Genomic DNA, 25291 nt, shown 5'->3' on the forward strand with positions numbered 1-25291 from the left:
CGCCCTCCCGCGATCAGGAAGTGATCACGGGTGGCGGGACGCCCTCGCCGGTTCCAGGCCGGGGCCGGGGGGTCAGCTCCGGTAGTCGGGGTAGCCGTACCCGGCGACCGTCGACTTGTCGCGGACCTTCTCCTTCACGGCGTTGTCGGTGTTGCCCTCGATGGTGGTGATGGTGCCGTCGCCGTTGTCCTTGACGACCATGCCGACGTGCTCGATGCCGGAGATGCCGCCGCCGTTCCAGGCGAAGAACACCACGGCGCCGGGCTTGGCCTTCTGGCCCCAGCGGCCGGTCTTCTTGAACCACTCGGCGTGCGCGACGGTGTAGGCATCGGCGCCCATGCCCTTCAGGCCGGCCTTCGCGCCGAGCCAGGACACGAACATGTTGCACCACTGGGCGCCCTTGTATTCGGACACGCTCCCGCCGTCGCGCGCGGCGGTCAGCTTGGCGGCGTTGCTCTTGATGTACCAGTCGTGGAACTTGGTCTCGCCGCCCTGGCCCTCGGTGATGCCGACCTGCTTCTCGGCCAGCTTGATGACCTGCTGGGTGGTGGCGGACTTGGCGTACTTGTCGGCCTTCTCGGGCGCGGCGGCCGGCGCGGCCTGACGGGCCTTGGCGGCGCCGGAGGCGGGGGCGGCTTCGGCGGAGGCGACCGCGCCCAGGGCCGACCCGAAGGTCAGGGCGCCGAGGACGACGCCGCCGATGACGCCGGTGGCGGCGCGGCCCCGCAGGGCCAGGGTCTGGGAGGTCAGCTCGCCCGCGCGGTCGCGGAGGGTGGCGAGCAGGGCACTATGGGAATGGTTCGAGCGGAACGACAAGGCAGGGGTCTCCTGATTCCTTCCATGGCCGCCTACCGGGTTAGCTGTCGGATTCGGGCGTGGAAGTCGCCCTACGGCGCACGTGGAAGTGCGCCGATTCACCCCAGAGAGATGGGTCCCCGGCTCCGGGCGCCGTCGTCGGCGCGGGATCGGACTCGGCGGAGCGGCGGCCGTCGATGGCCGCCGCACTGCGATCAGATGGATGACCACGGTTCGCGCGGGTTCGAAATCCGCACACGCGACCGTGATGGCGGGCTCGCCCCTGTCCGGGTGCGGCTCGCCGGCCCCCGGCGACGCATGGAGTGCATCCCCGGAACCAGACAGAAGGTATCAAACTTCCTGCTCAGCGCAAATCGAGGGCAAAGCGCCCGCCCCAGGGGCAAAAACGCGCCCTGGCCCCTTCCTGCCGCGCGGAACGCCTGTCAAACGGCGGGGCATGAGACAAAGGCCACACCAAGCGGAGGTCAGCCCCGGTGAGCGGCGCGCCTCACAGCGCGCGGGGCGCCATGGCCCCGGTGAGCACCAGCCGCCCCGACGTCCGCACCATCGCGGCCACCTCGTCCACCGGGCGGCGCAGCGAGGTCAGGCTGACCAGCCCGGCCAGCAGCACGTGCCCGAGCACGATCTCGATCTCCTCCCGGTCCGGGACCGGATCGCCGATCGCCGCGGCCAGCCGCTCCCGGACGAACAGGAAGAGCACCGTGCGGGCGTCGTCCACGCTGGAGTCGTCCGCCGTCACCGCCTGGACGATCGCCGAGGTCAGCGTCAACTCCTCGGCCGCCACCCGGACCACCCGCTCCAGCATCGACGTGAGCCGCTCCACCGGGGTCGTCCCGACCGCCAGGGAGTCGATGTCGTCGGTGATCCGGTGCGCCCAGGTGGCGGCGACCTCGGTCAGCAGGTGGTCCTTGGTGGCGAAGTAGCGGTACACCGTGGCACGCGCCACCCCGGCACGGTCGGCCACGTCGTGCATGGTCACGGCCGGGTAGCCGCCCTCTAACGCCAGCAGGCGCGCGGCCTCGATCAGTCGCTCCCGCCGGACCTGCTGCTCCTTGCTCAGGGTCCGCGTCACGGTGATCCGCACATCGCCGCTCAACGCGCCTCCTCGGTGGTACCGGACGTGTGACCGATCCCATACTCTCGCACGTCCGTCCGCACCGCGCGCGGCGGGTCACCCGAAGATCAGGCCGCGTCCATACGGCTCCGCCGCGCCGCCCATTCCAGCGAATGGCGAATGGCGTCCTCGATGGAATACTCGGGCTTCCAGCCGAGCAATTCCAGCGCCTTCGCGGGATTGACGTACGCGCCCACGACATCGCCCGGCCTGGCGGGCGCCTCCTCGACCTGGAAACCGTCTCCGACGACGCCGCGGAAGGCCTCCACCAGTTCCCGGACGGTGGTCCCCCCGCCGGTGCCGAGATTGATGACCTGATAACCGGAGCCGCGCCCGTCCGGACCGGCGGGCGCGACGATGGAATCGAACCGCGCCGCCGCCGCGCAGAAAGCGCGGGCGATGTCCCACACGTGAATGTAGTCGCGGACCGCGGTGCCGTCCCGGGTGTCCCAGTCGGTACCGGTGATCCGGAACGGCACGCCCAGCCCGTACGATTCGATCATCTTCCCCAGCGCGTGCGTCGGCCTGCTGCTCTGCAGCCCGGTGCGCATCCGCGGGTCGGCGCCGATCGGGTTGAGGTAGCGCAGCGAGACCACCCGCAGCCCGTAGGCCGAGCACAGGTCCTCCAGCAGCAGCTCGGCCATCATCTTCGAGCGCGTGTAGGGGTTCTGCGGGTCCAGCGACGACCCCTCGCTCACCGACAGGTCCGGCCCGGGCCGGTACATCCCCGCGGTCGAGGCGAAGACCATCCGCTCGCATCCGTTGCGGATCAGATGGCCGGCCAGATTCAGCGTTCCGGTGAGGTTGACGTCGTAATAGCGCTGCGGATCCGACACCGAGTCGGGCACCACGATGAGCGCCGCGCAATGCACCGCGATACCGATGTCGGGATGCGCGGCGAAGATCTCGTCCAGCAGATCGCCGTCGGAGATGTCGCCCTGGTAGAAGATCTTTCCCTGGGTGAACTCGGTCCGCCCGGTGACCAGGCTGTCGAGCACGACCGGAACGATTCCGCGCTCGGCGAACGCCGACGCGATCGTGCTTCCGATGAAGCCCGCTCCCCCGGTTATCAGGACTTTCCCTGACGCATTCCCTGCACGCATTCGAGGCCCCCTATGATCACCCCTGTGATCGATCCCCTGACCGATACGCACAGCTTCGGCAGGCGGTGGCGGACGGTCAACGGCGCGTTCCGCAACTGACCGCCTCCGGACGCGGGTCAACTCGGCGGTCGCGGGACGCGTCCGCGCCCGAGTCCTCCCCGCCGCGCTCGTCCGGGCCGGCCTGTCCAGAACCGGCACCGAACGCGAAGTACAGCGTTTGCGGGATCCGCGGCGGCCGGGCACCGGGGAAGGTCGGGGGATGCGACCGCCCATCCGCGTCCTCATCGTGGACGATCACGCCCTGTTCGCCGAGGCGCTGGCCGCCCGGCTGAACCGGGAGCCCGACCTGGTCATCCTGCCGATCGCGGCGGGCGTGCGGCGCGCGCTGGCGCTGGCCGCCACCGAACGCCCGCAGGTCGTGGTGCTGGACATGACGCTCGGCGCCGAGAGCGGCCTGGACGTGCTGAGCCGGATCCGGGAACGGCACCCCGAGATGCGCGTGGTGGTCCTGTCGGCGATGAGCGAGGTCGACGCCATCGTGCAGGCCGTCCGGTTCGGCGCCGTGGGCTGGCTCTCCAAGACCGAGAGCGCCGACCTGGTCGCCCGCGTCATCCGCGCCGCCGCCCACCACGGCGGCTGGCTGCCGCCCGACGTGCTGGGCGAGGTGCTGCGCCGCCTCCTGGAGGACGGCCCCGAACCCAACGGCGGCGCCCGCCTGCTGGCCGAGCTCACCCCCCGTGAGCGCGAGGTCCTGCAGTGCATGGTGGACGGCCTGAACCGGGCCGAGATCGCCGACCGGCTGGGACTGTCGGCCAACACCGTCCGGACCCACACGCAGAACCTGCTGGCCAAGCTGGACATGCACTCGGCCCTGGAGGCCATCACCCTGGCCATGCGCGCCGGAATGAAACCCGAGTAGTTTGCAATCCCGGCCCAGGGTCCTCGCCTGGCGGCTCGCACCCTGACCGTGCTTGGGCGAGCGCGACATCGCTCCGCGATCTGGCCGGTGACGCTCGCCTTCGGCATCGCACCACCGGCCAGGTAGCGCGCTCGCGCGGTACCTGAGGTCACCCCTGGGACGCTCCCCCACAAATGACGTAGCGGGCCATCGTCTCGATGGGCGATTCGATCTCCGCGAGCCGTTCTTACGCTCGGCCTGACGAGGCCGGAGGGAAGATCGTGGAGATCGACGAAGTCGCGGCGCGCGTGGTCCGCAGCTACTGGAAGCTTCTGCTGGCGATGACGGTGCTGCCGTTGGTGCTGGTGGGGCTGGTGATGAGCGGCCAGGAACCGCCGCACGCGGCCACGTCCCGGCTCCAGGCCAGCAGCAAGGCCACCGACGCGGCGGCCGGGGACGCGGGCGTCAGCATCGTGGTGAGCCAGGTCAAGGCGTTCGCGACCGGCCGGACGCTGCTGGACCGGGTGCTGCGCGGGCAGCGGATCGGGCGGGATCCGGTGAAGCTGGCCAAGAAGGTCACGGTGGCCGGGCTCGGCACCTCCACGGTGGTGGAGCTGACGGTCGAGGACCCGGACCCGGCGGTGGCGCGGCGGCTGACCGACGCGATCGGCGCGGCCGTGGTCGCGGAGATCAACGAGTCCAACCAGGGCTCGATCAGCCGGCAGCTGGCGGCGATCGAGAAGCGGATCCGGGACCTGGAGAAGGAGCTGGGACCGCTGTCGCGGCGGGCCGGGGCGGTCCCGGTGCCCGACATCGGCGCGGCCAACGAGCGGGAGCGGGTCGCGGCGGAGCTGAGCGACCTGCGCACCGGCCGCAGCGAGCTGCGCACGGAGCTGTCGACGGCGGGGACGGCCTCGGTGGTGCAGCCGGCGGTACTGGCCGAGCGGACCGACCCGGTGGTCATGATGGCGGCGATCGCGGGGCTGGTCGGGCTGATCGGCGGGATCCTCGTCGCGGTCGTGATCGAGATGTTCCGGCCGACGATCCCGGGGCCGGGCCGGGTGGCGCGGCGGCTGGGCGTCCCGCTGCTGGGCCGGGCCGACGGCGGCGACGCCGAGCTGGCCGACCTGGGCCGCCGGGTCAGGCTGGCCGCCCGGCGGGCGGGGGTGGACCGGATCGCGCTGGTCGGCGCGCAGGGGCCGCTGCCCGCCGAGCTGGTGTCGCGGATCGTTTCCGCCGTGTACGGGGACGGCGGCGGGGTCGTCCAGGCGAGCGCCGCCGAACCGCCGCCGGACGAACCGGATGAAAGCGGGCCGAGCGTGAACAGCAACGGGCCCTCGTCGGGCGCCGGGGGCGGTTCCTCGGTCGTGCGGGCGGGCGCCAAGGGCACGGGCACGGCGGTCATCGCCAAGAAGGCCGGCGAGGTCGCCGCGCCCGGCGGCGCCGCGCCGCGGCCGGGCGCCAAGCGTTCGGCGTGCCAGGCGCACGCCTTCGAGGACATCGACCCGGGCGCCGACGACGAGGCCGGGGTGGTCGCGGTGGCCGGTCCGGTGACGACGCTGTCGGGGCTGCAGTCGGTCCGCGACCTGGTCGCCGCGTCCGGCTGGCCGCTGCTCGGGGTCGTCGCCACCACTCGGAAGATCAAGGGGTGACTCATGGGGCAGGCCGAGCAGATCACGGTGCCGTTCACCGTGCCGTCCTTCGCCGGGGAGGTGTCGGACGCCGTCGTGAAGGTGCTCGACTCCGGCTGGGTGACCACGGGGCCGCAGACCGCGGCGTTCGAGCAGGACTTCGCCGACCACCTGGGCGCCGCGCACGTGGTCGCGGTCGCCTCGTGCACGACCGCGCTGGAGCTGTGCCTGCGCGCGCTGGACCTGCCGCCCGGCTCGGCGGTGCTGACCCCGAGCCTCACGTTCTGCGGCGCGATCAACGCCATCCTGCACGCCGGGCACCGCCCCGTCCTGGTCGACATCGACGAGGACACGCTGGTGCCGGGCCCGGCCGCGGTCGCGGCGGCCGCGGCCCGGAGCGCGCCCGCCGCAATGATCGTCCAGAACCAGGGCGGGTACCCGGTGGACGTCGCGGCGCTGGCCGCGGCGGCCGGGCTGGACCGGACGCGGGTGATCGAGGACGCCGCGCACGGCCCCGGCGCGGCCCGGGACGGCGTCCCGGTCGGCGCGTCGTCGTACGCGGCCTGCTTCAGCTTCTACGCGACCAAGAACATGCCGATCGGCGAGGGCGGCGCGGTCGCGACCAGCGACCAGGCGTTCGCCGACCGGATCCGCGCGACCCGCCTGCACGGCATGAGCAAGGACTCCTGGCGGCGCTACCTGCCCGGCGGGAGCTGGCGGTACGACGTCAAGAACCTCGGCCTGAAGGCCAACATGACCGACATCCAGGCGTCGATCGGCCGCGCCCAGCTGACCGCGCTGCCCGAGTGGCAGCGGCGCCGCGCCGAGCTGGCGGCCCGGTACGACGAGGCGCTGCGCGGGCTGCCCGGGCTGGTGCTGCCGCAGCGCGACCTCGAGGGCGTCCAGCACGCCTGGCACCTCTACCAGGTGCGGGTCCCGGACCGGGACGCGATCATCGCCGAGCTGGCGGCGGCGGGCGTGTCGACGTCGGTGCACTTCATCCCGGCCGATCAGATGACCGCCTACCGGGAGATCCTCGGCGAAGCGGAGTGCGCGTCGTTGCCGGTGACCGACCGGGTGGCCGAGGAGCTGCTGTCGCTGCCGCTGTATCCGGGGCTGTCGGCCGACGCCCAGGACCGGGTGGTCACCGCGCTCACCGGGGCGCTGCGGGCCCGGGGCTGACCGTGCGCTGGTTCCCCCGCCGCGGCGTCCCCGTCCCGGTCCCGGCCCCGGCCCCGGCCCCGGAGGCGAGTCCGATGGCGCTGCTCCTGGGACGGGACGAGGTCGCGGTGGCGGGACCGCGGGTGCAGCGGCTGGTCGCGGACCGGCGGGTGCTGGTCACCGGGGCCTGCGGGACGATCGGGTCCGCGCTGTGCGAGCGGGTCGGGCGGCTGGGCCCGGCCGCCCTGTGGCTGATGGACCGGGACGGCCGGCGCCTGGACCGGCTGGCGGCGGAACTGGCCGGACGGCCGGGCACCGAGCGGGTGATGGCGGCGCGGGCCGATGTCCGCGACCGCGGCCGGGTCGAGGCGGTCCTCCGCGAGGCCCGGCCCGAGCTGGTCTTCCACGCCGCCGGGCAGAACGAGCTGGGCAAGGTCGAGGACGACCCGTGCCAGGGCGTGGCCGCCAACGTGGTCGGCACCCGGCGCCTGGTGGACGCGGCGGTGCGGCACGGCGTGGAGCGGCTGGTGCTGGTGTCGTCCGACAAGGCGGCCGATCCGGCGTCGGTGCTCGGGGCGACGATGCGGCTGGGCGAGCTGCTGCTGCAGACGGCCACGCCCGGCCCGACCCGGTTCGCGGCGGTGCGGGTCGGCAACGTGATCGGCGCGCGCGGCTCGCCGCTGACCGCGCTGGCCAGCCGGATCTCCTCGGGCGAGGCGGTGACCCTCACCCATCCGGAGGTGGCGCGGCACTTCATGACGCTGGCGGAGGCGGCCGTGCTGCTGCTGGAGGCGGCGGCGCTGACCGAGGAGGCCGAGACGTTCGCGCTGGACATGGGCAGCCCGGTGCCGGTGGTGGAACTGGTGCACCGGTACGCGGCGCGGCTGCGGCTGCCGGAGGTGACGATCCGGTTCAGCGGGCTGGGCCCGGGCGAGAAGCTGGCCGAGAAGACCTTCGCCGACTCCGAGCGCCGGATCCGCACCGCCCATCCCAAGATCTGGGGGACCCGTCCGGCGCCGCCGCCCGCCGGGCTGCCGGATCTGCTGGACGCGCTGGAACGCGCCGCCGCCCGGGGCGACGCGGCGGGGGTCCGGCTGGCGCTGCGCCGGCTGCTGCCCGAGTACCGCCCGGTCCGGCGGCCCCGGCCGTCCGGCGAGCGGCCGCTGTGCGAGGCCGCCGGCCCGCGCTTCGATCCCCCCGTGTTGTGAGGTGCTCGTGAGGACAAGCCGCAAGCTCAGGGTGGCCACCGTGATCACCCGTTTCAACGGCGGAGCCGGGCAGGTGGCGCTGAACGGGGCGCTGGCCCTGGACCCGTCCGACTACGAACGCGCGGTGATCACCGGCGGGGTCGGCATCGACAGCGCCGCCGCCGCACGGGACAAGGAGGTCCGGTACGGGGACGACGCGGTCGGCAACGCCGCCGCCGGGGATTTCACCCCGCGCGCGCACGCGGCCGGGATGGAGATCGTCCAGGTGCGGCCGCTGGTCCCGCAGATCTCGCCGCGCGACGACCGGGCGGCGCTGCGGACGCTCACCCGGGTGCTGGCCGAGGGGCGGTACGACGTCGTCCACACCCACAGCGCCAAGGGCGGGGTGATCGGGCGGATCGCGGCGGCGCGGGCGGGGGTGCCGCGGATCGTGCACACCTGGCACGGGTTCCCGTTCAACGAGTTCCAGTCGTGGCCGCGCCGCCGCGCCTACGTCCGGCTGGAGCGGATGGCCGCCAAGCACACCGACGCGTTCCTGGCGATCGGGTCGGAGACGGTGACGACGGCGCTGCGGCTGGGCCTGGCCACGCCGGAGCGGATCCGGCTGTCGTGGCCGGCGGTGGACGTGGCCGCCTACGCCGCCGCGCCCGGCTCGCGCGCGCAGGCCCGGCGGCGGCTCGACCTGCCGCTGGGGGTGAAGGTCGTCGGTTCGATCGGCCGGCTGACGTTCCAGAAGGGCCCGGAGATCTTCGTCAAGGCGCTGGCGCGGCTGCCCGACGACGTGTTCGGGCTGTGGGTCGGCGGCGGGGCGATGGCCGGGGAGCTGGAGAAGCTGGCCGCGCGGCTGGGCGTCGCGGACCGGATGCGCTGGCTGGGGCATCGCGACGACGTGGCGGACGTGCTGCCCGCGTTCGACGTGATGGCGATGGCCAGCCGGTGGGAGGGCCTGCCCTGCGTGCTGGTCGAGGCGATCGGGGCGGGGATCCCGCTGGTCGCGACGGCCGTGCCGTCCAACCAGGACCTGGTGCTGTCCGGGGAGACGGGCCTGCTGGTGCCGCCGCAGGATCCGGCCGGGCTGGCCACCGCGATCGCGCACCTGCTGGACGACCCGGCGGCCGCGGCCCGGATGGCCGAACGCGCGCGCGGGCGGGTCGGCGACTGGTTCTCCCCGGAGTACCTGGGCGCGGTGCTGGACGACACCTACCGGGGGAGCTCCAGGCGGCCATGACCACGATCACGACCACCAAGCCCTCCGCGCGACCGCTCGCGGAGCCCGCGCCGCCGGAAGGGGAGCCGCGGGCCGGCGGGCGGTCGCTCGTGGGCGTGATCCTGGTCGGCGGGATCGCGTCGCTGCCGATGCTGATGCCGTTCGGGCTGCCGCCCGGCCCCGGCAACACCGGGCTGCCCGACCTGGCGCTGATCGTGGTGACGATGACGGCGCTGCTGTGGGCCGCCACGCACCGCCATCCGGTGCGGTGGCCGCTGCTCGTCCCGACGCTGCTGACCATCGTCGCCGGCGGCATCGCCGCGATCGTGAACGACGCGGGCGCGCTCACCCTGGTCAAGGACCTGTTCGTGCTGCTGTGGGGGGTCAGCGTCGCCAACCTGGCGCGGGACACCGGCTTCCTGCGGCCGGCGATCAGGTCGTGGGTGTGGATCGGCACGTTCTACGCGCTCATCATGATCTTCGGGTTCCTGGTCGGGAACGACACGCTGTCGGGCAAGCAGGTGGACGGCGAGCGCGCCATGTTCACCTTCGGCGACGCCAACTACGCCTCCAACTGGTTCATCTGCGTCTTCTTCATCGCCCGCGCCGCCCGCGTCCCGGAGCGGGCGTGGCAGCGCTGGACGGTGTGCGGGATCCTGCTGCTCGCCGAGGTGCTGACCGGCTCCAACGGCGGCGCCCTGGCGCTGGGCGTCGCGATCGTGGCCGGGTACGTGTTCCGGCTGTTCCGCGAGGGCAAGGCGCACCACGCGGTCGCGGTCATGTCGCTGGCGGCGTTCGCGGGCGGCGGCGGGATCGCGGCCGTCTCCCTGATCGACGTCCAGCCGTACCTGGACCGGGCCGGCGCCGCCTCCCCCATCCTGCGCGACTCGATCGGCCGCACGACCGGGGAGAGCACCGAATCGCGCAGCACGGTGTTCGCCACGACCGTCGAGATGATCGAGCGGCAGACCCATCCGTGGGGCATCGGGCCGGGCCACACCGAGGCCGCGATGCTGGAGAACCAGGAGACCTACGTCCGCGAGGCGCACAACGACTACATCGCGGCGGTGCTGGAGCGCGGCTTCCTGGGCGGGGTCGCGCTGATCGTCCTGGTGTTCGCGCTGCTGCTCAAGTGCCTGCGGATCGCCCGCCGGGACGCGCTGGCGCCCGCGTACGCGCGGATCGTCCCGCGGCCGGAGCTGTTCGGGGCGCTGGTGCTGGTCTTCCTGGTCTCCGCGCTGTTCTACGAGACCCTCCACTACCGGCACGGCTGGGCGTTCTTCGGGCTGATCGCCGCGCTGGACCTGTTCGGGCGCCGCGACGCCGCCGGCGCCGCCGACCGGGAGGCGGCATGACCGAGACCCGGCCGCGGCCCGGCGACGCCGTCCCCGACACGGTGCTGCCCACCGAGCACTCCGCCGCGCCCACCCGGACGATCACCGGCCGGATCGCCCGGCTGATGGCGGGCAACATGGCGGGCCGGGTGGGCGCGCTGGCCTCGCTCGGCATCGCGACGATCATGGTCGCCCGGATCGGCGGGCCCGAGCTGGTCGGCGCGTTCACGCTGGTCCGGATCCTGCCGGGGCTGGTCTGCCACCTGTCCAACGCGGGGCTCCCGGCCGCCGCGCCCTACTTCCTGGCGGGCACGGACGGGGCGGGGCGGGAGTACGACCAGTCGGCGGTCCGGCCCACGCTGGCGTGGCTGACCGTCGCGGGCGCGCTGGCCGGGGCGGTGGGCTGGCTGGCCTTCAGCCCGCTGATCCATCTGGCGTTCTTCCAGTCGTTCGGGTTCTGGGTGGCGCTGGCCGCGACCGTCCCGGTGTTCACGCAGGGGTTCGTGTCGGTCGGCAAGGGCCTGCTGCAGGGCACCGACGACCTGCGCGGCGCGAGCCTGGCGATCGCGGTCGAGGAGTTCGTGTTCCTGCCCATCTACCTGGTGATCCTGATCGGCTGGTACGGGCCGGGCGCGCTGGTCACCGGGCTGGTGCTGGCGGACGTCGCGGCCGCGGCGTGGATCATCGTGCGGCTGGCGCGGCGCGGCTTCTTCAAGGGCTGGGGCCGCCCCGACCTCCGGCTCGGCCGCACCATCGCGGGCTACGGCCTGCGCGGCTACCTCGGCCAGCTGATCGACCTGCTCCAGCTGCGCTTCGACATGGCGCTGCTGGGCGCGCTGGCGGGGCCGAAGGTGCTGGGCGTCTACACGGTGGCCAGCAAGTTCGCCGAGCTGGTGCAGTTGCCCGGCCTGGCGCTCAACTACGTGCTCTACCCCGACTTCGCCCGCGACGACCGGGCCGAGGCGACCCGCCGCACCCGCCGGATGATCCTGCCCGCGCTGGGGGTGTCGGCGCTGGCCGCGCTGCCGCTGGCGCTGATCGCCGGGACGGCGCTGCCGCGGGTGTTCGGCGAGGTCTTCGGCGACGCGGTGGTGCCGACCTACATCCGGCTCGCCGGGGTGGTCACCTTCGGCGTCACCGGGCTGGTCATGGCCTACCTGTACGGGGTCGGCCGGCCGGGCGCCGCCTCGACCGGGCAGGCGATCGGGCTGGTCGCGGTGGTGCTGGCCGGGGTGTACCTGATCCCCCGGTACGACGCGGCGGGCGCCGCGACCGCGACCGCGGTGTCGTTCGTCGCGACCACGGTGGCGCTGCTGGCCTGGTTCCGGCATGTCGGGCGGCGCATCGAGACGGGCACGGGCCACCCCGGCACGGGCGAGAGGAATGGGTGACGGCATGACGGAGCGAGAGCTGGACACGCGGCCGGTCGACCCGTCCGACGGGGTCGCGCCGGCCACCGCGCGCCGGGTCCTGGACGTCGCCGGGGCGCTGGCCGGGCTGGTGCTGCTGAGCGTCCCGCTGCTGCTGATCTACCTGCTGGTGCGGGCGTCCAGCCCGGGCCCGGGGATCTTCCGGCAGACCCGGGTGGGGCAGGGCGGGCGGCCGTTCACCATGTACAAGTTCCGCACCATGCGGCAGGGCGTGGGCGGGCTCACCGTCACCGCCAACTGCGATCCGCGGCTGACCCGGATCGGCAAGCTGCTGCGCGAGTGGTCGCTGGACGAGCTGCCGCAGCTGGTGAACGTGCTGCGCGGGCACATGACGCTGGTCGGGCCGCGGCCGGAGACCTACGACCTGGCGGTGCACTACGACCCGGGCAGCCGCTGGATCTTCGACCACCGGCCCGGGCTGACCGGCGTGTCGGAGGTCCGCTTCCGCGACTTCGACGTGCTGCCGCCCGGGGCTGAGGTCGACCTGGTCAACTACATCGAGCGGATCGTGCCCGCCCGGGTCGCGGTGGACGCGGTCTACCTCGGCGACCCGTCCATGCGGGCCACGCTCGGCGCGCTGTGGGACACCGTCAGGCACATCCTCGGCTTCACCGTCCCGCCGCTGGAGACCTCGCCGCCGCCCGCCCGGCCCGCCGCGGAGGAGTCCGCGTCCGAGGAGACCGGCTCCGCGGCCTGACCGTTCCTGGAGGCAAGCCATGGACACGCGGATCAAGGTCTCCGCCGCGGTGGTCGCCGTCGCGGTCCTGGTCGCGGGGCTGCTCTTCTACGTGCGGCACCGCGCCGCCGAGCCGTACCGGCCGTACCGGGGCCCGCTCGCCAGCCCGGGCCGGCCCGGCGGCGAGCCCGGCAGGACGCTCAACATCGCGCTCAACACCGAGCCGTCGGACTACCCGCGGCTGCGCGCGCTCGGCTACGACCTCGTGGACGTCAAGCCCGACGACGCCTCGGTCGACGGCGTCCCGGACGGCATGCGCGCCCTGCTGTGGGTCGGCAACTTCACGTGCGAGGACTTCGAGCTGTCCATGGCGGAGTTCACCGAGGCGGTGCGGCGGCTGGCGCGGCATCCCAAGGTGTACGGCTGGTACCTCTCCGACGAGCCCAATCCGCGCGAGTGCCCGCGGGTCGCCGACGAGATCCGGCGCCGCGCCGACCTCATCGAGCGCGAGGCGCCCGGGCAGGTCTCGTTCATCTCGCTCACCGACTGGCCGATGCGGACGGTCACGCCCGAGCGGGTGAACGTGGACCTGGTCGGGCTCGACCCGTACCCCTGCAAGGGCTCGGCGCGGACCCGCGCCACCTGCGACATCAACGCCATCGACCGGATGGTGCGGATGGCCGACCAGGCCGGTGTCCCGCGGCGGGTGATCGTGCCCGTCTACCAGACGTTCGGGCAGGGCTGCTCACGCGGCGACAAGCAGTACTGGCTGCCGACCGAGGAGCAGATGCGCCAGATCCTGCGCCGCTGGGACCGGCTCGTCCCGAACCCGCCGATGGACATCGCCTATTCGTGGGGGCATCAGGGCCGCTGGGCCTGCCCCACGCTCGCCGACGCGACCGGGGGCGAGCACCCCGACCTGCAGTCGATCATGCGGGCGCGCAACTCCCGGTAGCCCCGGGTCAGGGTGCGGAGTTCTCCGCGACCGCGGGCGGGCGCGACAGGTCCAGTTCCAGCGAGCCCAACTGGAGGGCGAGCACTTCCAACGTCGTCACGAGCAGCACGAAACCCACGGCCAGCAGGCCGAACTTCTTCTTCCCCAGCACTTCCCCGAACCCCTTCAAGCCCCCAGAAACCCCTAAAACGTAGCACGGCTAACAAATACGAAGTGCACGGACCTGGTCACATTCAGAGAACATTGCGTCTCCTTTCAGGACACCCTGCGGCTCGCCAGACCGGCCGACCGGGCGTTGACGCAGCGGCCGGTCGAGAGGTCGAAGGCGAAATTGTGCGCCAGGCAGTGGACCTGCCCGTCGCGCACCACGGCGCCCACCGACAGGTCCTCTCCGGCGTGCGGGCAGTAGCGCGGGATGTCGTAGGCCAGCCCGTCCGACTCGACGACGATGCGCTCGGACTCGTCCCGGCCCGTCTCGTACGCCTCCACGGCCTGGAGCGCCGGGGCGTTTGCGTGCTTCAGCAGCCCGACGAGATGGTCGTTGTAGACATCCGGGTCGCGGTAGAGGCTGAGGCGGAACGAGATGAGCAGGTCCTCCCACGCGATCCCGCCGCTCAGCACGCCCTCCACCCAGCGGCCCGCCGTGGTGATGCGGTAGTGCGGCCGGGTGCCGGGGGCGGCCTCGCCGACCTTGACGCCGTCCGGCGAGATGTCGACGTCCCACACGCCGCCGTTGGGCCCGGTGACCTCGAAGCGGACCACCATGTCGATCTGGCCGAGGAAGTAGTCGCTGAGCCCGCCCAGGTACTCGAAGTGGGCGGCGAAACGGTCGTAGAGCCCGGGACCGGGGTGCGGGAAGCGGGCCAGCACGCTCGCGATCGCGTCCGCCCGGTCCGCGGCGTACCTCCGCAGGTAGCCCTCGCGGAACGCGTCGTCGAAGGAGAACCCGGCCGAGACCGGGTCGCGGACGACCCCGCCGGTGTCCAGGTCGAGGACGTCGCCCGGCTTGAAGTGGTCCCAGCGCTGGGCGGGCAGGTGCTCGCGCAGCCAGGCGGTGGAGACGTCCGGGTCGCAGAACGCGCCGTCCCGCTGTTCCAGCACCCGGTTCAGCGGCCGCACCTCCTCGTCCAGGAAGCAGGGCGGCCCGGCGAAGGGCACGGCCAGCTCCGGGGCGGCCTGCCGGACCAGGCGCTGCACCGAGCGCAGCTTGGAGACGCGCTTGGCCATGGAGACCTCGGCCATCTCCGCGGGCGGGTACTCGTAGCAGATCGGGTGCCAGGACGCGCCCGAGGTCTGCAGCGCCATGACGTCCAGGCGCCCGCCGGCCATGTGCTTGGCCCGGCGCGCCTGGGCGGCGGTGAGCCGCGCGTCGTTGCAGTGCAGGACCGCCTGCCCGTCCGCGACGATGAGAAATGCGGCGTCATGGCACATCGGCGAGAGCTCCGGAATGACGGTCATCCAGGAGCCGCGATTGTCCAGTGGGAATTTCTGCCACGCCGGTATCTCGATTACCTGGCGGGAACCCGCGGCCGCCGCCATCCGTTCTCGGAAGGCGGGCCCCGGATAGCGCGGAATGAGGATCCGGGTACGGCCGGGAAGCCGGCCGATGAACCACGGATCGAAATGATCTAGGTGCTCGTGCGAGACGGCGACCCAATCGGCGTCGGCCAGCCCGGCGGCGTCCAAATGATCGTTTCTCGGGTACTGGTGCCAGGCGCCGAGGAAGGCACCGGTCGACGCGAGCCAGGGGTCCGCGAGCAGGCGGAACGCGCGGGCGCTGACCGCCACTCCGGCATGTCCGAGAAAAGTGATCGTCGGCATGTCATGACTGTCCCTCCCGGCCCGCGCGGCCACACCCGGCGGAATGCGCAAGACGGCTACGACGAAGGTATGAAGAAATGGCGCCGGGGTGGTGGACAATGCTTCTTGAGCGTACTTGCGGACCCGCTTGCGAGCACGCTCGAAGGTAGCCCCGAACGGGCCCCGAGTCTTACGGAAGACGTCCCCTAAAACGGCCCGGTTTACGCTCCGCATTGGCATGTCCACTTCCGGTCAGCAACTGGTCTGTTGCGGTCAATTGTCTGGACAGCCGTTCCCGCACGGGTGACGGTCATGGCGGTGCTGGTAATAAGGGACGGGGGTCCTTCCATGAACAACGGGCAGTCTCGGTCTTCTCCGGTGGCCACGCCCGCTCATGTCACGATGCTCACCACCGCCGACCCGGCCGCGACCGGACCGGAGGACCCGGGGCTGTGGCGGCGGCGGCTGCGTCATGACATCCGACACGAACTCGGCACGATCATCATGCTGGCGTCCGCGGTCGCGGTGGCCGACGACATCGGCGCCGGCAGCCGCGAGCGGGTCGAGCAGCTGCTCGGCGAGACCCGCTGGCTCGACCACCTGCTGCGCCTGCTGGACGAGGGCGGCGGCGGGGTGGACGCGGGCGCGGACGGCGGCATGGACGAGGCGGGGCAGCCGATGCCGTCCCCGGAGCGGATCCGGGTCGACGACCTGGCCGCCGAGGTGGTCACCGGCATGCGGCTGGCCACCCCGCACGAGGTCCGCTTCCGCGGTGCCGAGGCATGGGCGAACATGGACCCGGTGGCGTTGTGGCGCGCGCTCCGCAACGTCCTCGACAACGCCTGCCGGGTCGCGGCCGGCCGGGTGGACGTGCGCGTCACCGCCGGGCACGGCTGGGTGGCCGTGCAGGTCGACGACGACGGCCCGGGGTTCGGCGCGGGCAAGGCCGGGCTGGCCTCGCTGGGGCTCGGCATCGTGCACGACCTGATCTCCGAGTACGGCGGCGGGCTGGAGATCCGCACCTGCGAGATGGGCGGGGCGCGGGTCCGGTTGCTGCTGCCGTCGGCGCCTCCGGCCAGGGTGGTCGCGGCCGGGACGGTGCACGCCGACGACTGGCGGCCGCATCCATGAGCCGGCCGTCCGCAGCCGGGCCCCTGCCCGGGCCGGCCCCGGCCACGCGGGTGGTGGTCTGCGACGACCACGCGGTGTTCGCCGACTCGCTGGCTCTGGTGCTGGCCGACGCCGGGCACGTCGTGGTGGGCGTCGCCTACTCCCCCGGCGAGCTGCCGGCGGTGCTGGCCTCGCGGCGCGCCGACGTGTGCCTCATCGACCTGCAGTTCCCGTCCGGGACGGCGCTGGAGTGGATCCCGCGGCTGCGGGCGGCGGCGCCCGCTGCCCGTTTCGTCGTGCTGACCGGGTTCCTGGAGCGGCACGTGCTGGAGGCCGGGCTGGCGGCGGGCGTGCGGGGGTTCGCGCACAAGGGGCAGCAGGCCGGGGACGTCCTGGAGGTGCTGCGCCGGGTCGCCCGCGGCGAGGTCGTGGTCGACCGGGCCGCACTGCGCGGCGGCCCGGTCGACCGCCCGCGCAACCAGGCGCAGAAGGTGGCGCGGTTCCTCACCCCGCGGGAGCGGGAGGTGCTGACCCGGCTGGCGCGCGGCGAGTCCACCCAGGCGCTGGCCAAGGCGATGGGCGTCACCCGCAGCACCGCGCGCAGCCATGTGCAGAGCGTGCTGAGCAAGCTGGGCGTGCACTCCCAGCGCGAGGCGGTGATCGAGGCGGCGCGGCACGGGCTGGTCAGCGTGGAGACCGGGGAGTGGCTCGCGGGCTGACATCACGGGGCCGCCGATACCGCCCGGGGAGTACGCCCGGTCCCTCCCCCCGGCCGACGCCCTGTCCGGTTCAGGTGGCTTAACGTGCTCCAATGAGCAGTTCCCCGCCGAATACGGCCCCAGCGGGCGGCCCGCCGCCGGCCGGGGCGGCGCGCCTGCACCTGCCGCTGCCCGGCCAGTGGCCCGTGTGGGCGGTCCCGGCCTTCCTCGCCTTCCTCCAGGTGGTCGGCTCGATAGGTGCGCAGGACAAGGGGGACCGCGGGCCGTGGGAGAACGAGGGGTGGGGCCCCCGTGGGGGCCCGCCCGACTACCACAGCACCCCGCTCGACCCGCTCGGCTTCGCGCTGCTCATCGGCGGCCCGCTGCTGCTGCTGCTCCGCCGCCGGCACCCGGTCTTCACGCTCCTGTCCGTGGGCGCCGTGACCGGCCTCTACCTGCTGCGCGCCTACACCTACGGGCCGGGCCTGGCCGCCGCCGCCGTCGCGATCCTGGGGGCCGTGACGGCGGGCCACCGGCTGACCGCCTGGGTGGGGACGTTCGCGGGACTGGCCGGCTACTTCACGCTCACCTGGTTCATCGGGGTGCCGTTCGAGCAGCGCGGCATGCCCGGGCGGCCCTTCCCGGTGGAGGAGCCCAGCCTGGGCTCGACCGTGTTCGCGGTCGCCTGGGTGGTGGTCCCGCTGATCAGCGGGGAGCTGATCCGGATGCGCGCGCAGCGGGCCGCCGCCGCGGCCCGCACCCGGGCCGAGGAGGAGCGCCGCCAGGCCAGCGAGGAACGGCTGCGGATGGCCCGCGAGCTGCACGACGTCCTGGCGCACAACATCTCGATGATCAACGTGCAGGCCGGGGTGGCGCTGCACCTCATCGACCAGGACCCCGAGCAGGCGCGGACCGCGCTGGCGGCGATCAAGGAGGCCAGCAAGGAGGCGCTGAGCGAGATGCGGTCGGTGATCGGGGTGCTGCGCTCGCAGGGCGAGAGCGCGCCGCGCGCCCCCACCGCGGGGCTGGCCCGGCTGGAGGAACTGCTCGGCCGCGCCCGATCGGCGGGGCTGCGGGTGGAGGCCGAGATCACCGGGGAGCGGCGGCCGCTCCCCGCCGGCACCGATCTGGCCGCGTTCCGGATCGTCCAGGAATCGCTCACCAACGTGACCCGGCACGCGGGCCCCGGCCCGGTGACGGCCACGGTCCGGATCGCCTACGGTGAGCGGGAGATCGCCGTCGAGGTCGCCGACGACGGCCACGGCGTGTCGCTGCTGGACGACCATCCGGGCGGCAGCGGGATCAACGGGATGCGGGAACGCGCCGCCGCCCTCGGCGGCACGTTCTCGGCCGGGCCGCGGCCCGGGGGCGGGTTCCGGGTGAGCGCCGCGCTCCCCGTCGAGGACGAGTCCGGCGCGCACGGCGGGCCGGGCCGGGGAGGTGCCGAGTGATCAAGGTTCTGCTGGCCGACGACCAGGTGCTGGTCCGCGCGGGGTTCCGGGCACTCCTGGACGCCCAGTCCGACATCGAGGTGGTCGGGGAGGCCGGGGACGGCGAGGAGGCCGTCGCGCAGGCCCGGCGGCTGCGCCCGGACGTCATCCTCATGGACATCCGGATGCCCGGCCTGGACGGGCTGGAGGCCACCCGGCGGATCGCCTCCGACGAGCGGCTGGACGGCGTCCGGATCGTCATCCTCACCACCTTCGAGCTGGACGAGTACGTCTTCGAGGCGCTGCGCGGCGGGGCGGGCGGCTTCCTGGTCAAGGACACCGAGCCGGTGGAGCTGATCAACGCGGTGCGGGCGGTGGCGGCCGGGGACGCGCTGCTGTCGCCGAGCGTGACCCGCCGGCTGATCGCCGAGTTCGCCACCCGGGCCAAGGAGCCGGCGCCCTCGCCGCGGCTCAACTCGCTCACCGAGCGGGAGCGGGAGGTGATGGCGCTGGTCGGCGAGGGCCTGACCAACGAGGAGATCGCCGCCCGGCTGGTGGTGAGCCCGGCGACCGCCAAGACCCATGTGAGCCGCACCATGGTCAAGCTGGGCGCCCGCGACCGCGCCCAGCTGGTGGTCTTCGCCTACGAGTCGGGTCTGGTCAAGCCGGGCTGGCTGTCCTGAGATCTCCTGCCCGGTGCCGGCTCCGCGGCGCCGATTCGGCGCCCCTCCACTGTCGTCCGGCGCGGCGGCATGGCAGGGTGGTCGGACGCAGCCCGACCGACACGCCCGACGGACACGGAGGAGCCGGTGTCGCACGCCACCAAGATCCTGGCCGTGGACGACCGTGAGGAGAACCTGGTCGCTCTCACGGCCGTCCTGGACGCGCTGCCGGTCGATGTCGTCCCGGTGGGCTCCGGCCAGGCCGCGCTCCGGGAGCTGCTGAACGACGAGTTCGCGCTGATCCTGCTCGATGTGGTGATGCCGGAGATGGACGGCTTCGAGACGGCCGGGCACATCAAGAGCCGGCCCCGCACCCGGGACATCCCGATCATCTTCCTCACCGCGGCGGGCGAGGGCGGCGAGCAGGCGTACCAGGGCTACGCGGCGGGCGCGGTCGACTACCTCACCAAGCCGTTCGACCCCTGGCTGCTGCGCGCCAAGGTGTCGATCTTCGTCGATCTGCACCGCCGGACGCTCCAGCTGCGCAGCCAGGCAGCGCTGCTGCGGCAGTCCCTCGACGGCGACGACGACGCGGACGGCGCCGGCCGCGACCAGATCCTCAAGACGCTCGACGACCGGATGACCCGGGTGGAGCAGGACACGGCGCGGCTGCGCGAGGGCGAGACCGCCCTGGACGATCTCGAGGCGCACGTCGCCGACCTGCGGCTCGCGCTGAACGCCCTGGCCGCCGGAAGCTGACCGGGGCCGTCACCCGGCCGCGGCGGCCCCCGCGTCCACGGGCCCCGCGTCCACGGGCATCGAGATCGCGGACACGGAGACCACCGGCGGGGCGGTGCCCGCGGCGGTCGAGTTGAGGCTCCGCCGCAGGATGAACGCACCGGCCAGCACTGCGGCGACCACCAGGATCACCGCGATCGTGACGATCACGATGGTCTTGCGGCGCTCGCGCTCCCGGTGCCCGGTCGACGGCGCGGGCTGCTGCCACTGCCGGTACTGCGCCGGCTGCTCCCACAGCGGGGGCGTCTGGGGGCCCGGTGGCGGTGGGACGGCCCACTCGGTCTCCAGCAGCGTCCGCACCTCGGGATCGTGCGGCGATCCCGATCCCGATCCCGTCTCCTGGCGCGGGCCGCCGCCACGGTCGCCCTGCCGCTCCTGATGGGGCTGCTGTGCCCGAGGAGGCGGCTGGGCGTGATGCCTGCGGTTCTCTCCGGCGGTGCCGGACCGCGGGTGCGCGTTCGGCTGGAAGACGGCGCTGTTCTGGCTGTACGCCGCCGGCCCCGATTCGCGGCGGGTCGGCTCGTCGAGGATCGTGTCCGCGGCCTCGTCCACCACCGTCTGGTCGTAGTCGGTGCCCGCCGGCTCGTCCAGGATGGTGTCCTCGGCCAGCCGGATCGACATGCGCGGGATCGGCTCCGGCATCGTGGCCACGTGGGTGAGCATGGGCTGCGTCTGTGCGCCGCTGAGCCGCCGGGCGGGCTCGCGCGCCAGCAGCCCCTCCAGCACCGACGCCAGCGGTCCCGCGTTCCGCGCGGGCGGGACGGGCTCGGTCAGCGCCGCCTGGAGCGAGGCCATGGCATCGGCCCGCTCGTAGGGCGAATGGCCCTCCAGAGCCGCGTACAGCGTCGCGCCGAGGGCCCACAGGTCCGAGGCGGGCACCGCGCGCTCCCCCTGCGCGCGCTCTGGCGGGATGTAGGCGGGCGATCCCATCACCAGGCCGGTCTGGGTGAGGGTCGCATCGCCCTCCACCTGGGCGATGCCGAAGTCGGTCAGCACCACCCGGCCCGCGTCGGTGATCAGGACGTTGCTCGGCTTGATGTCGCGGTGCAGGATGCCCTTCTCGTGGGCGTGCCGCAGCGCCGCGAGCATCTGCAGCCCGATCTCGGCCACCCGCCGGTGCTGCAGCAGGCCCTCCTCCAGGACCTCCTGGAGCGAGCGGGCGCGCACCAGCTCCATCACGATCCAGGGCCGCTCGGACTCCTCCACCACGTCGTGCACCGTGACCACGCCCGGGTGGTTCAGCCGGGCCGAGGCCCGGGCCTCCCGGAAGGTCCGCTCGTACAGGACGTCACGCTCGTCCGGGGTCAGCCCCGGCGGCAGCACCACTTCCTTGACCGCGACCTCGCGGTCGAGCATGACGTCATAGGCACGCCACACGGTGCCCATGCCACCACGGCCCACCACCGCGTCCAACCGGTAGCGGTTGGCGAGCAGATGACCCTCTCCCATGTCTAAATGGTCCCCCGTCACGAGCGGCCCTGCCTAGAGGAACGCCTCGCGCACACTCCATGGTCTGTTGTCGGCTGCGGGACGCTCCCGTCCGTCCCGGTCGTCATTCGCACGTTCAAGGTCGGAACGTGTCGAGCACATTGTTCACGGTTCCCTGGTACGTGTTCCACCTGGACGCCGGAACCGCCACCAGAACGGCATACGGCTGCCCATTCACCATGACTCCCCGGTTCCTGGCCCTGTATTTGCTCCAGGTGAACTCGATGTCGGCGGCGGGCCGCCCGCCCACGGTCGTCCTGGCGAGGCCGACCCTCTGGAAGCCGGGCAGCTTGCCGTTGCCTCTGACCTCCCGCGACCACTGCTGCCAGTGCGCGTAGGGATCGCCGGACCACACCGTCTGGTCCACCTGGATGTAGGCGTCCGAGGCGGGGTCCAGCCAGAACGTGCTGTTGCCCTGCGCCTTGCGCGTCCAGCCCGCCGGGACGCCGATCGTGAACCCCGGGCCGCGCTGCTGCGTGAAGCCCTGAGGCAGGGCCGGTAGGGCGGTCCTGATGCCGCTCGGGAACTCCTTCGAGGGCTGCACCGGCTGCACCGGGGAGCCATGGGTGGGCAAGGTCGCCCCGGGCGGGAGCCCGGGGCCCGCATCCGCCCTTTTCATGTTCTTCTTCTCCGGCCAGAGGACGAACCCGACGACGCCCACGATCACGAGGGCGATCGCGGCGCCCGCGAACACCGGGATCAGCACTCCGCCGCGCCGGCCCGCCCGGCCGCCGGCGGCGGTCGGGCCCAGGCCGTCCGCCCCGGGCCCCCGGGGGGCGGGGACGTGCGAGGTGGACGACGCGGCGAGCCCCTGGGTCCGATCCCCGGCCGGAGGACCGGGCGACAGCACGGTCTCCGATTCGGTGACGGCCGCGCCGGCGGCGTTCCCCGCGGTCACCGGTGCCGGCGGCGCGCCGAACGGGGCCGGAGCCGGGACGGCCACGGCGGAGGCGCCCGTGGCGACCTGCCTGAGCATCTCCTCGGCCTGCTCGGCCCGCAGCCGGTCCACCGGATCGGTCTTCAGCAGCCCCTCCAGGACGGGGGCGAGCGCGCCCGCGTTCCGCGGCCGGGGCGGCTCCTGCGTCATGACCGCGGCGAGCACGGCCATCGCGTCGGACCGGTGGTGCGGCGGTTTGCCCTCGCACGCCGCGTAAAGCGTCGCACCCAGTGCCCACAGGTCGGACGCGGGGATCGCGCGCTCGCCCTTCACCCGCTCGGGCGACATGTAGGCGGGCGACCCGACCAGCAGCCCGGTCTGGGTGAGGGTGGCGTCGCCCGCGACCTGCGCGATGCCGAAGTCGGTGAGGACCGCGCGGTCCTCGGCGGTGATGAGCACGTTGGCGGGCTTGACGTCGCGGTGCAGGATGCCGATGGCGTGGGCGGCCCGCAGCGCGCCCACGACCTGCCGCCCGATGCCCGCCACGCGGCCCGGCGGCAGCGGCTCGCCGTCGTCCAGGATCTCCTGGAGGGACCGCGCCCGGACCAGCTCCATGACGATCCAGGGACGGTCGTCCTCGTCCACGACATCGTGTACGGTCACCACGCCCGGATGGTTCAACCGGGCCGAGGCGCGCGCCTCGCGCAGCGTCCGGCGGTGCCGGTCCTCGCGCTCCTGGTCGCTCAGATCCTGCCGGAGCAGCACCTCCTTGACCGCGACCTCGCGGGCGAGCATCTCGTCGCGGGCGCGCCAGACGGTACCCATGCCGCCTCGCCCCACCACCGCGAGAAGCCGGTAGCGGCCGGCGACCAGGCGCCCGTCCTCCTGTTGCGGCGCTTGCACAGATCGTTCCCCGTCCGACATGTGTCGCGACACTACCGATCTCTTATTAAAGATCGGTATACCGACTCGCGCGTGAACCCTTGCCGTGGCGGGGGTTTCAGTCGTCCTTGCCCTCGAAGAACCGGTAGACCGGATCCATCTCGGCGAACGTCCGGTCCCAGTCCTTGTCCGGCGCGACCAGCACGATCGCGTACCCCATGTCCTTCATGACGAACCCGCGGTTGAGCGCGTGCAGCCGTCCGTCGCGGCCGTCGTAGGTCCACTCCCAGTCGGCCGCCTTCTCTCCGTCGGAGTCGCTGACCGGCTCGCCGTCGGCCACCGGGGCGATCTTGACCAGCTGGTAGCCGCCGAACCGACCGCGGGCCGTCGGCTCGTACTGCTTCCAGTCCTCCAGCGCGCTGTCGTTGGGGTTGGAGGTCTGGTCGACCTGAATGTAGCCCTCGCCGCTCTTCGGCTCGAAGAACACGCTGCTGGGGGACGAGCCGCGGCGCAGCGGCCCCTTCCAGTCGCTGGGAACCGCGATGGTGAAGCCGCTGGGGTCCTTGTGCAGGCGGAACCCGGCCGGGAGCCCGGCGCTGCCGTCCGGCGACTTGGCCGGGCCCGAGGCGCTGCCCCGCTTCGTATTGGCGCTCGGCGCGGGCGTGTTGCCCCGGGTGCCGGCCTCTTTCCCGTCGCCGCCGCCCCGGGTGAGCAGAATCACAGCGAGGACCACCAGAACGATCAGCACGATCAGGCCGATGAGCATCGGGTTGCGGTTGCCCTGCCCGAGCGGCGCGGGCCGCCCGGCCCTCGGGCCGCCCGGCGGCCCCGGCCGCTCGGCGGGCTCGGTCGGCGAGCCGGACCGCCAGGCCATCGGACCGGACGGCCTCTTGCGCGCCGCCTCACCCGGCCCCTCGGCGGGCGACACGGTCGACTCCATGCGGGTGCGCCCGCTGTCGGACGACGGGTCCGGGTAGGGGTCCGGATAGGCGTCCGGGGCGTAGGTCTCCGGATAGGGCTCGGCGTACGCCTCGGCGTAGGGCCCGTCGCGGACGGTCCCGTCCGAGGCCGGCGGGGCCTCCGCGGAGGCGGCGGCCGAGCGCCGGGAGCCGTCCCGGTACCGGCCCGGCAGGTCCTCGACCGGCATCTCGACGACCTGCGTGCGCTGGGTGTCGAAGGTCTCCTGCCGGACGATGTCGTCCAGCAGGGCGCCCGCCTCGATGGCGTCCATCCGCTGGTCGGGGTCCTTGTGCAGCAGCCCGCGGATCACCGGCGCGAGCCGTCCGGCGTGCTCCGGCGGGTCCGGATCCTCGGAGATGACCGCGACCAGCGCCGCCATCGGCTCGGAGCGCTCGAACGGGGACTTCCCGTGCGTCATCGCGTACAGCGTGACGCCCAGGGACCACAGGTCCGAGGCGGGCCCGGCGGTGCGGCCGCGGGCGCGCTCGGGCGCGATGTACGCGGGCGAGCCCATCACCAGGCCGGTCTGGGTCAGCGTCGCGTCGCCGGAGGCGGTGGCGATGCCGAAGTCGGTGAGGATCGCGCGGTCACCGCGGGTGAGCAGCACGTTGCTCGGTTTGACGTCGCGGTGCAGCACGCCGGCCTCGTGCGCGGCGTGCAGCGCGGCCAGCATCTGCCGGCCGATCTCGGCGGCCCGCCGCGGCTCCAGCGGGCCCTCCCCTTTGATCACCTGGTCCAGCGACGGGGCCAGGAGCAGTTCCATGATGATCCAGGGGCGGCCGTCCTCCTCGACGACGTCGTACACCGTGACCACGCCCGGATGGCCGAGGCGCGCGGCGGTGCGCGCCTCACGGAACGTGCGCTTATGGTGGACGCTGCGTTCCTCATCGGTGAGACCATGCGGCAGGATGACCTCTTTCACCGCGACGTCACGACCGAGGACCTCATCGTGAGCCTGCCACACCGTGCCCATGCCGCCGCGGCCGACCTGCGTCACCAGTCGGTAGCGGTGGGCGAGCAACCGCTCCCCGGTGGACTCATTTGGCATATGCG

At 73.3% G+C, this 25291-nt stretch carries 22 protein-coding genes and 1 riboswitch; of the genes, 14 read left to right on the forward strand and 8 right to left on the reverse strand.

What is annotated here, in order from left to right:
• Nucleotides 1–72: 72 nt before the first annotated feature.
• The 3 genes from ABD340_RS19570 to galE form a co-directional block, all read right to left on the reverse strand.
• A complete protein-coding gene (locus ABD340_RS19570; RefSeq protein WP_344590443.1) occupies nucleotides 73–816 on the reverse strand; it encodes a CHAP domain-containing protein in 744 nt (247 codons plus the stop codon).
• A gap of 14 nt (nucleotides 817–830) precedes the next feature.
• Nucleotides 831–970: riboswitch (cyclic di-AMP (ydaO/yuaA leader) on the reverse strand.
• Nucleotides 971–1303: 333 nt separating this feature from the next.
• On the reverse strand, nucleotides 1304–1912 hold the full coding sequence (locus ABD340_RS19575; RefSeq protein ID WP_344590444.1) for a TetR/AcrR family transcriptional regulator: 609 nt from the start codon (nucleotides 1910–1912) through the stop codon (nucleotides 1304–1306).
• Nucleotides 1913–1998: 86 nt separating this feature from the next.
• A complete protein-coding gene (gene galE, locus ABD340_RS19580) occupies nucleotides 1999–3318 on the reverse strand; it encodes a UDP-glucose 4-epimerase GalE (RefSeq protein ID WP_344590445.1) in 1320 nt (439 codons plus the stop codon).
• On the opposite strand from galE, the gene ABD340_RS19585 reads away from it, so the two are divergent.
• The 9 genes from ABD340_RS19585 (at nucleotide 3293) to ABD340_RS19625 (ending at nucleotide 13533) form a co-directional block, all read left to right on the forward strand.
• Nucleotides 3293–3952, forward strand: coding sequence for a response regulator transcription factor (locus tag ABD340_RS19585; protein WP_344590446.1), 660 nt, complete (start codon nucleotides 3293–3295; stop codon nucleotides 3950–3952). The two genes, galE and ABD340_RS19585, sit on opposite strands and share 26 nt — an antisense overlap.
• Nucleotides 3953–4212: 260 nt before the next feature.
• On the forward strand, nucleotides 4213–5583 hold the full coding sequence (locus ABD340_RS19590; RefSeq protein WP_344590447.1) for a YveK family protein: 1371 nt from the start codon (nucleotides 4213–4215) through the stop codon (nucleotides 5581–5583).
• Nucleotides 5584–5586: 3 nt separating this feature from the next.
• Nucleotides 5587–6744, forward strand: coding sequence for a DegT/DnrJ/EryC1/StrS family aminotransferase (locus ABD340_RS19595; protein WP_344590449.1), 1158 nt, complete (start codon nucleotides 5587–5589; stop codon nucleotides 6742–6744).
• A 74-nt stretch (nucleotides 6745–6818) separates the two neighbouring features.
• Nucleotides 6819–7931 carry an SDR family NAD(P)-dependent oxidoreductase gene (locus ABD340_RS19600; RefSeq protein ID WP_344590451.1) on the forward strand — a complete coding sequence of 371 codons (1113 nt, stop codon included), beginning with the start codon at nucleotides 6819–6821 and terminating at the stop codon, nucleotides 7929–7931.
• A gap of 40 nt (nucleotides 7932–7971) precedes the next feature.
• On the forward strand, nucleotides 7972–9159 hold the full coding sequence (locus tag ABD340_RS19605) for a glycosyltransferase (RefSeq protein WP_344590453.1): 1188 nt from the start codon (nucleotides 7972–7974) through the stop codon (nucleotides 9157–9159).
• On the forward strand, nucleotides 9156–10493 hold the full coding sequence (locus ABD340_RS19610) for an O-antigen ligase family protein (protein WP_344590454.1): 1338 nt from the start codon (nucleotides 9156–9158) through the stop codon (nucleotides 10491–10493). Before ABD340_RS19605 ends, ABD340_RS19610 begins: the two co-directional genes overlap by 4 nt.
• Nucleotides 10490–11863: a lipopolysaccharide biosynthesis protein gene (locus ABD340_RS19615; RefSeq protein ID WP_344590455.1), complete on the forward strand. Its 1374-nt coding sequence runs from the start codon at nucleotides 10490–10492 to the stop codon at nucleotides 11861–11863. The genes ABD340_RS19610 and ABD340_RS19615 overlap by 4 nt, the downstream gene beginning before the upstream one ends.
• A gap of 4 nt (nucleotides 11864–11867) precedes the next feature.
• Nucleotides 11868–12599 (forward strand): sugar transferase, encoded by a 732-nt coding sequence (locus ABD340_RS19620; RefSeq protein ID WP_344590457.1) that lies wholly within the window; start codon nucleotides 11868–11870, stop codon nucleotides 12597–12599.
• 19 nt (nucleotides 12600–12618) lie between these two features.
• Nucleotides 12619–13533, forward strand: a complete 915-nt coding sequence (locus ABD340_RS19625; protein WP_344590458.1) for a hypothetical protein — start codon at nucleotides 12619–12621, stop codon at nucleotides 13531–13533.
• 7 nt (nucleotides 13534–13540) lie between these two features.
• Here the strand turns inward: ABD340_RS19625 and ABD340_RS19630 are convergent, their stop codons facing one another.
• Nucleotides 13541–13702 carry a hypothetical protein gene (locus ABD340_RS19630; protein ID WP_344590460.1) on the reverse strand — a complete coding sequence of 54 codons (162 nt, stop codon included), beginning with the start codon at nucleotides 13700–13702 and terminating at the stop codon, nucleotides 13541–13543.
• An 86-nt stretch (nucleotides 13703–13788) separates the two neighbouring features.
• Entirely contained in the window at nucleotides 13789–15354 is a 1566-nt protein-coding gene (locus ABD340_RS19635) for a Rieske 2Fe-2S domain-containing protein (protein WP_344590461.1), read from the reverse strand.
• Between the two features lie 381 nt (nucleotides 15355–15735).
• On the opposite strand from ABD340_RS19635, the gene ABD340_RS19640 reads away from it, so the two are divergent.
• The 5 genes from ABD340_RS19640 to ABD340_RS19660 all read left to right on the forward strand — a co-directional run bounded on the left by ABD340_RS19640 (nucleotide 15736) and on the right by ABD340_RS19660 (nucleotide 19992).
• Nucleotides 15736–16464 carry a sensor histidine kinase gene (locus tag ABD340_RS19640; RefSeq protein ID WP_344590462.1) on the forward strand — a complete coding sequence of 243 codons (729 nt, stop codon included), beginning with the start codon at nucleotides 15736–15738 and terminating at the stop codon, nucleotides 16462–16464.
• Nucleotides 16461–17162, forward strand: coding sequence for a response regulator transcription factor (locus ABD340_RS19645; protein ID WP_344590464.1), 702 nt, complete (start codon nucleotides 16461–16463; stop codon nucleotides 17160–17162). The genes ABD340_RS19640 and ABD340_RS19645 overlap by 4 nt, the downstream gene beginning before the upstream one ends.
• A gap of 92 nt (nucleotides 17163–17254) precedes the next feature.
• Nucleotides 17255–18592 carry a sensor histidine kinase gene (locus tag ABD340_RS19650; RefSeq protein WP_344590466.1) on the forward strand — a complete coding sequence of 446 codons (1338 nt, stop codon included), beginning with the start codon at nucleotides 17255–17257 and terminating at the stop codon, nucleotides 18590–18592.
• On the forward strand, nucleotides 18589–19254 hold the full coding sequence (locus ABD340_RS19655) for a response regulator (RefSeq protein ID WP_344590468.1): 666 nt from the start codon (nucleotides 18589–18591) through the stop codon (nucleotides 19252–19254). The genes ABD340_RS19650 and ABD340_RS19655 overlap by 4 nt, the downstream gene beginning before the upstream one ends.
• Before the next feature lie 126 nt (nucleotides 19255–19380).
• Entirely contained in the window at nucleotides 19381–19992 is a 612-nt protein-coding gene (locus ABD340_RS19660; protein WP_344590469.1) for a response regulator, read from the forward strand.
• A gap of 9 nt (nucleotides 19993–20001) precedes the next feature.
• On the opposite strand, the gene ABD340_RS19665 is transcribed toward ABD340_RS19660, so the two are convergent.
• The 3 genes from ABD340_RS19665 to ABD340_RS19675 form a co-directional block, all read right to left on the reverse strand.
• On the reverse strand, nucleotides 20002–21480 hold the full coding sequence (locus ABD340_RS19665) for a serine/threonine-protein kinase (protein WP_344590470.1): 1479 nt from the start codon (nucleotides 21478–21480) through the stop codon (nucleotides 20002–20004).
• A 115-nt stretch (nucleotides 21481–21595) separates the two neighbouring features.
• The gene (locus tag ABD340_RS19670; RefSeq protein WP_344590471.1) at nucleotides 21596–23299 is read right to left on the reverse strand and encodes a serine/threonine-protein kinase; all 1704 of its coding nucleotides are present in this window, start codon (nucleotides 23297–23299) and stop codon (nucleotides 21596–21598) included.
• Between the two features lie 97 nt (nucleotides 23300–23396).
• The gene (locus ABD340_RS19675; protein ID WP_344590473.1) at nucleotides 23397–25286 is read right to left on the reverse strand and encodes a serine/threonine-protein kinase; all 1890 of its coding nucleotides are present in this window, start codon (nucleotides 25284–25286) and stop codon (nucleotides 23397–23399) included.
• Between the last annotated feature and the right edge of the window lie 5 nt (nucleotides 25287–25291).

The sequence above is a fragment of the Actinomadura vinacea genome (genome assembly GCF_039532545.1).
Classification (GTDB): domain Bacteria; phylum Actinomycetota; class Actinomycetes; order Streptosporangiales; family Streptosporangiaceae; genus Spirillospora; species Spirillospora vinacea.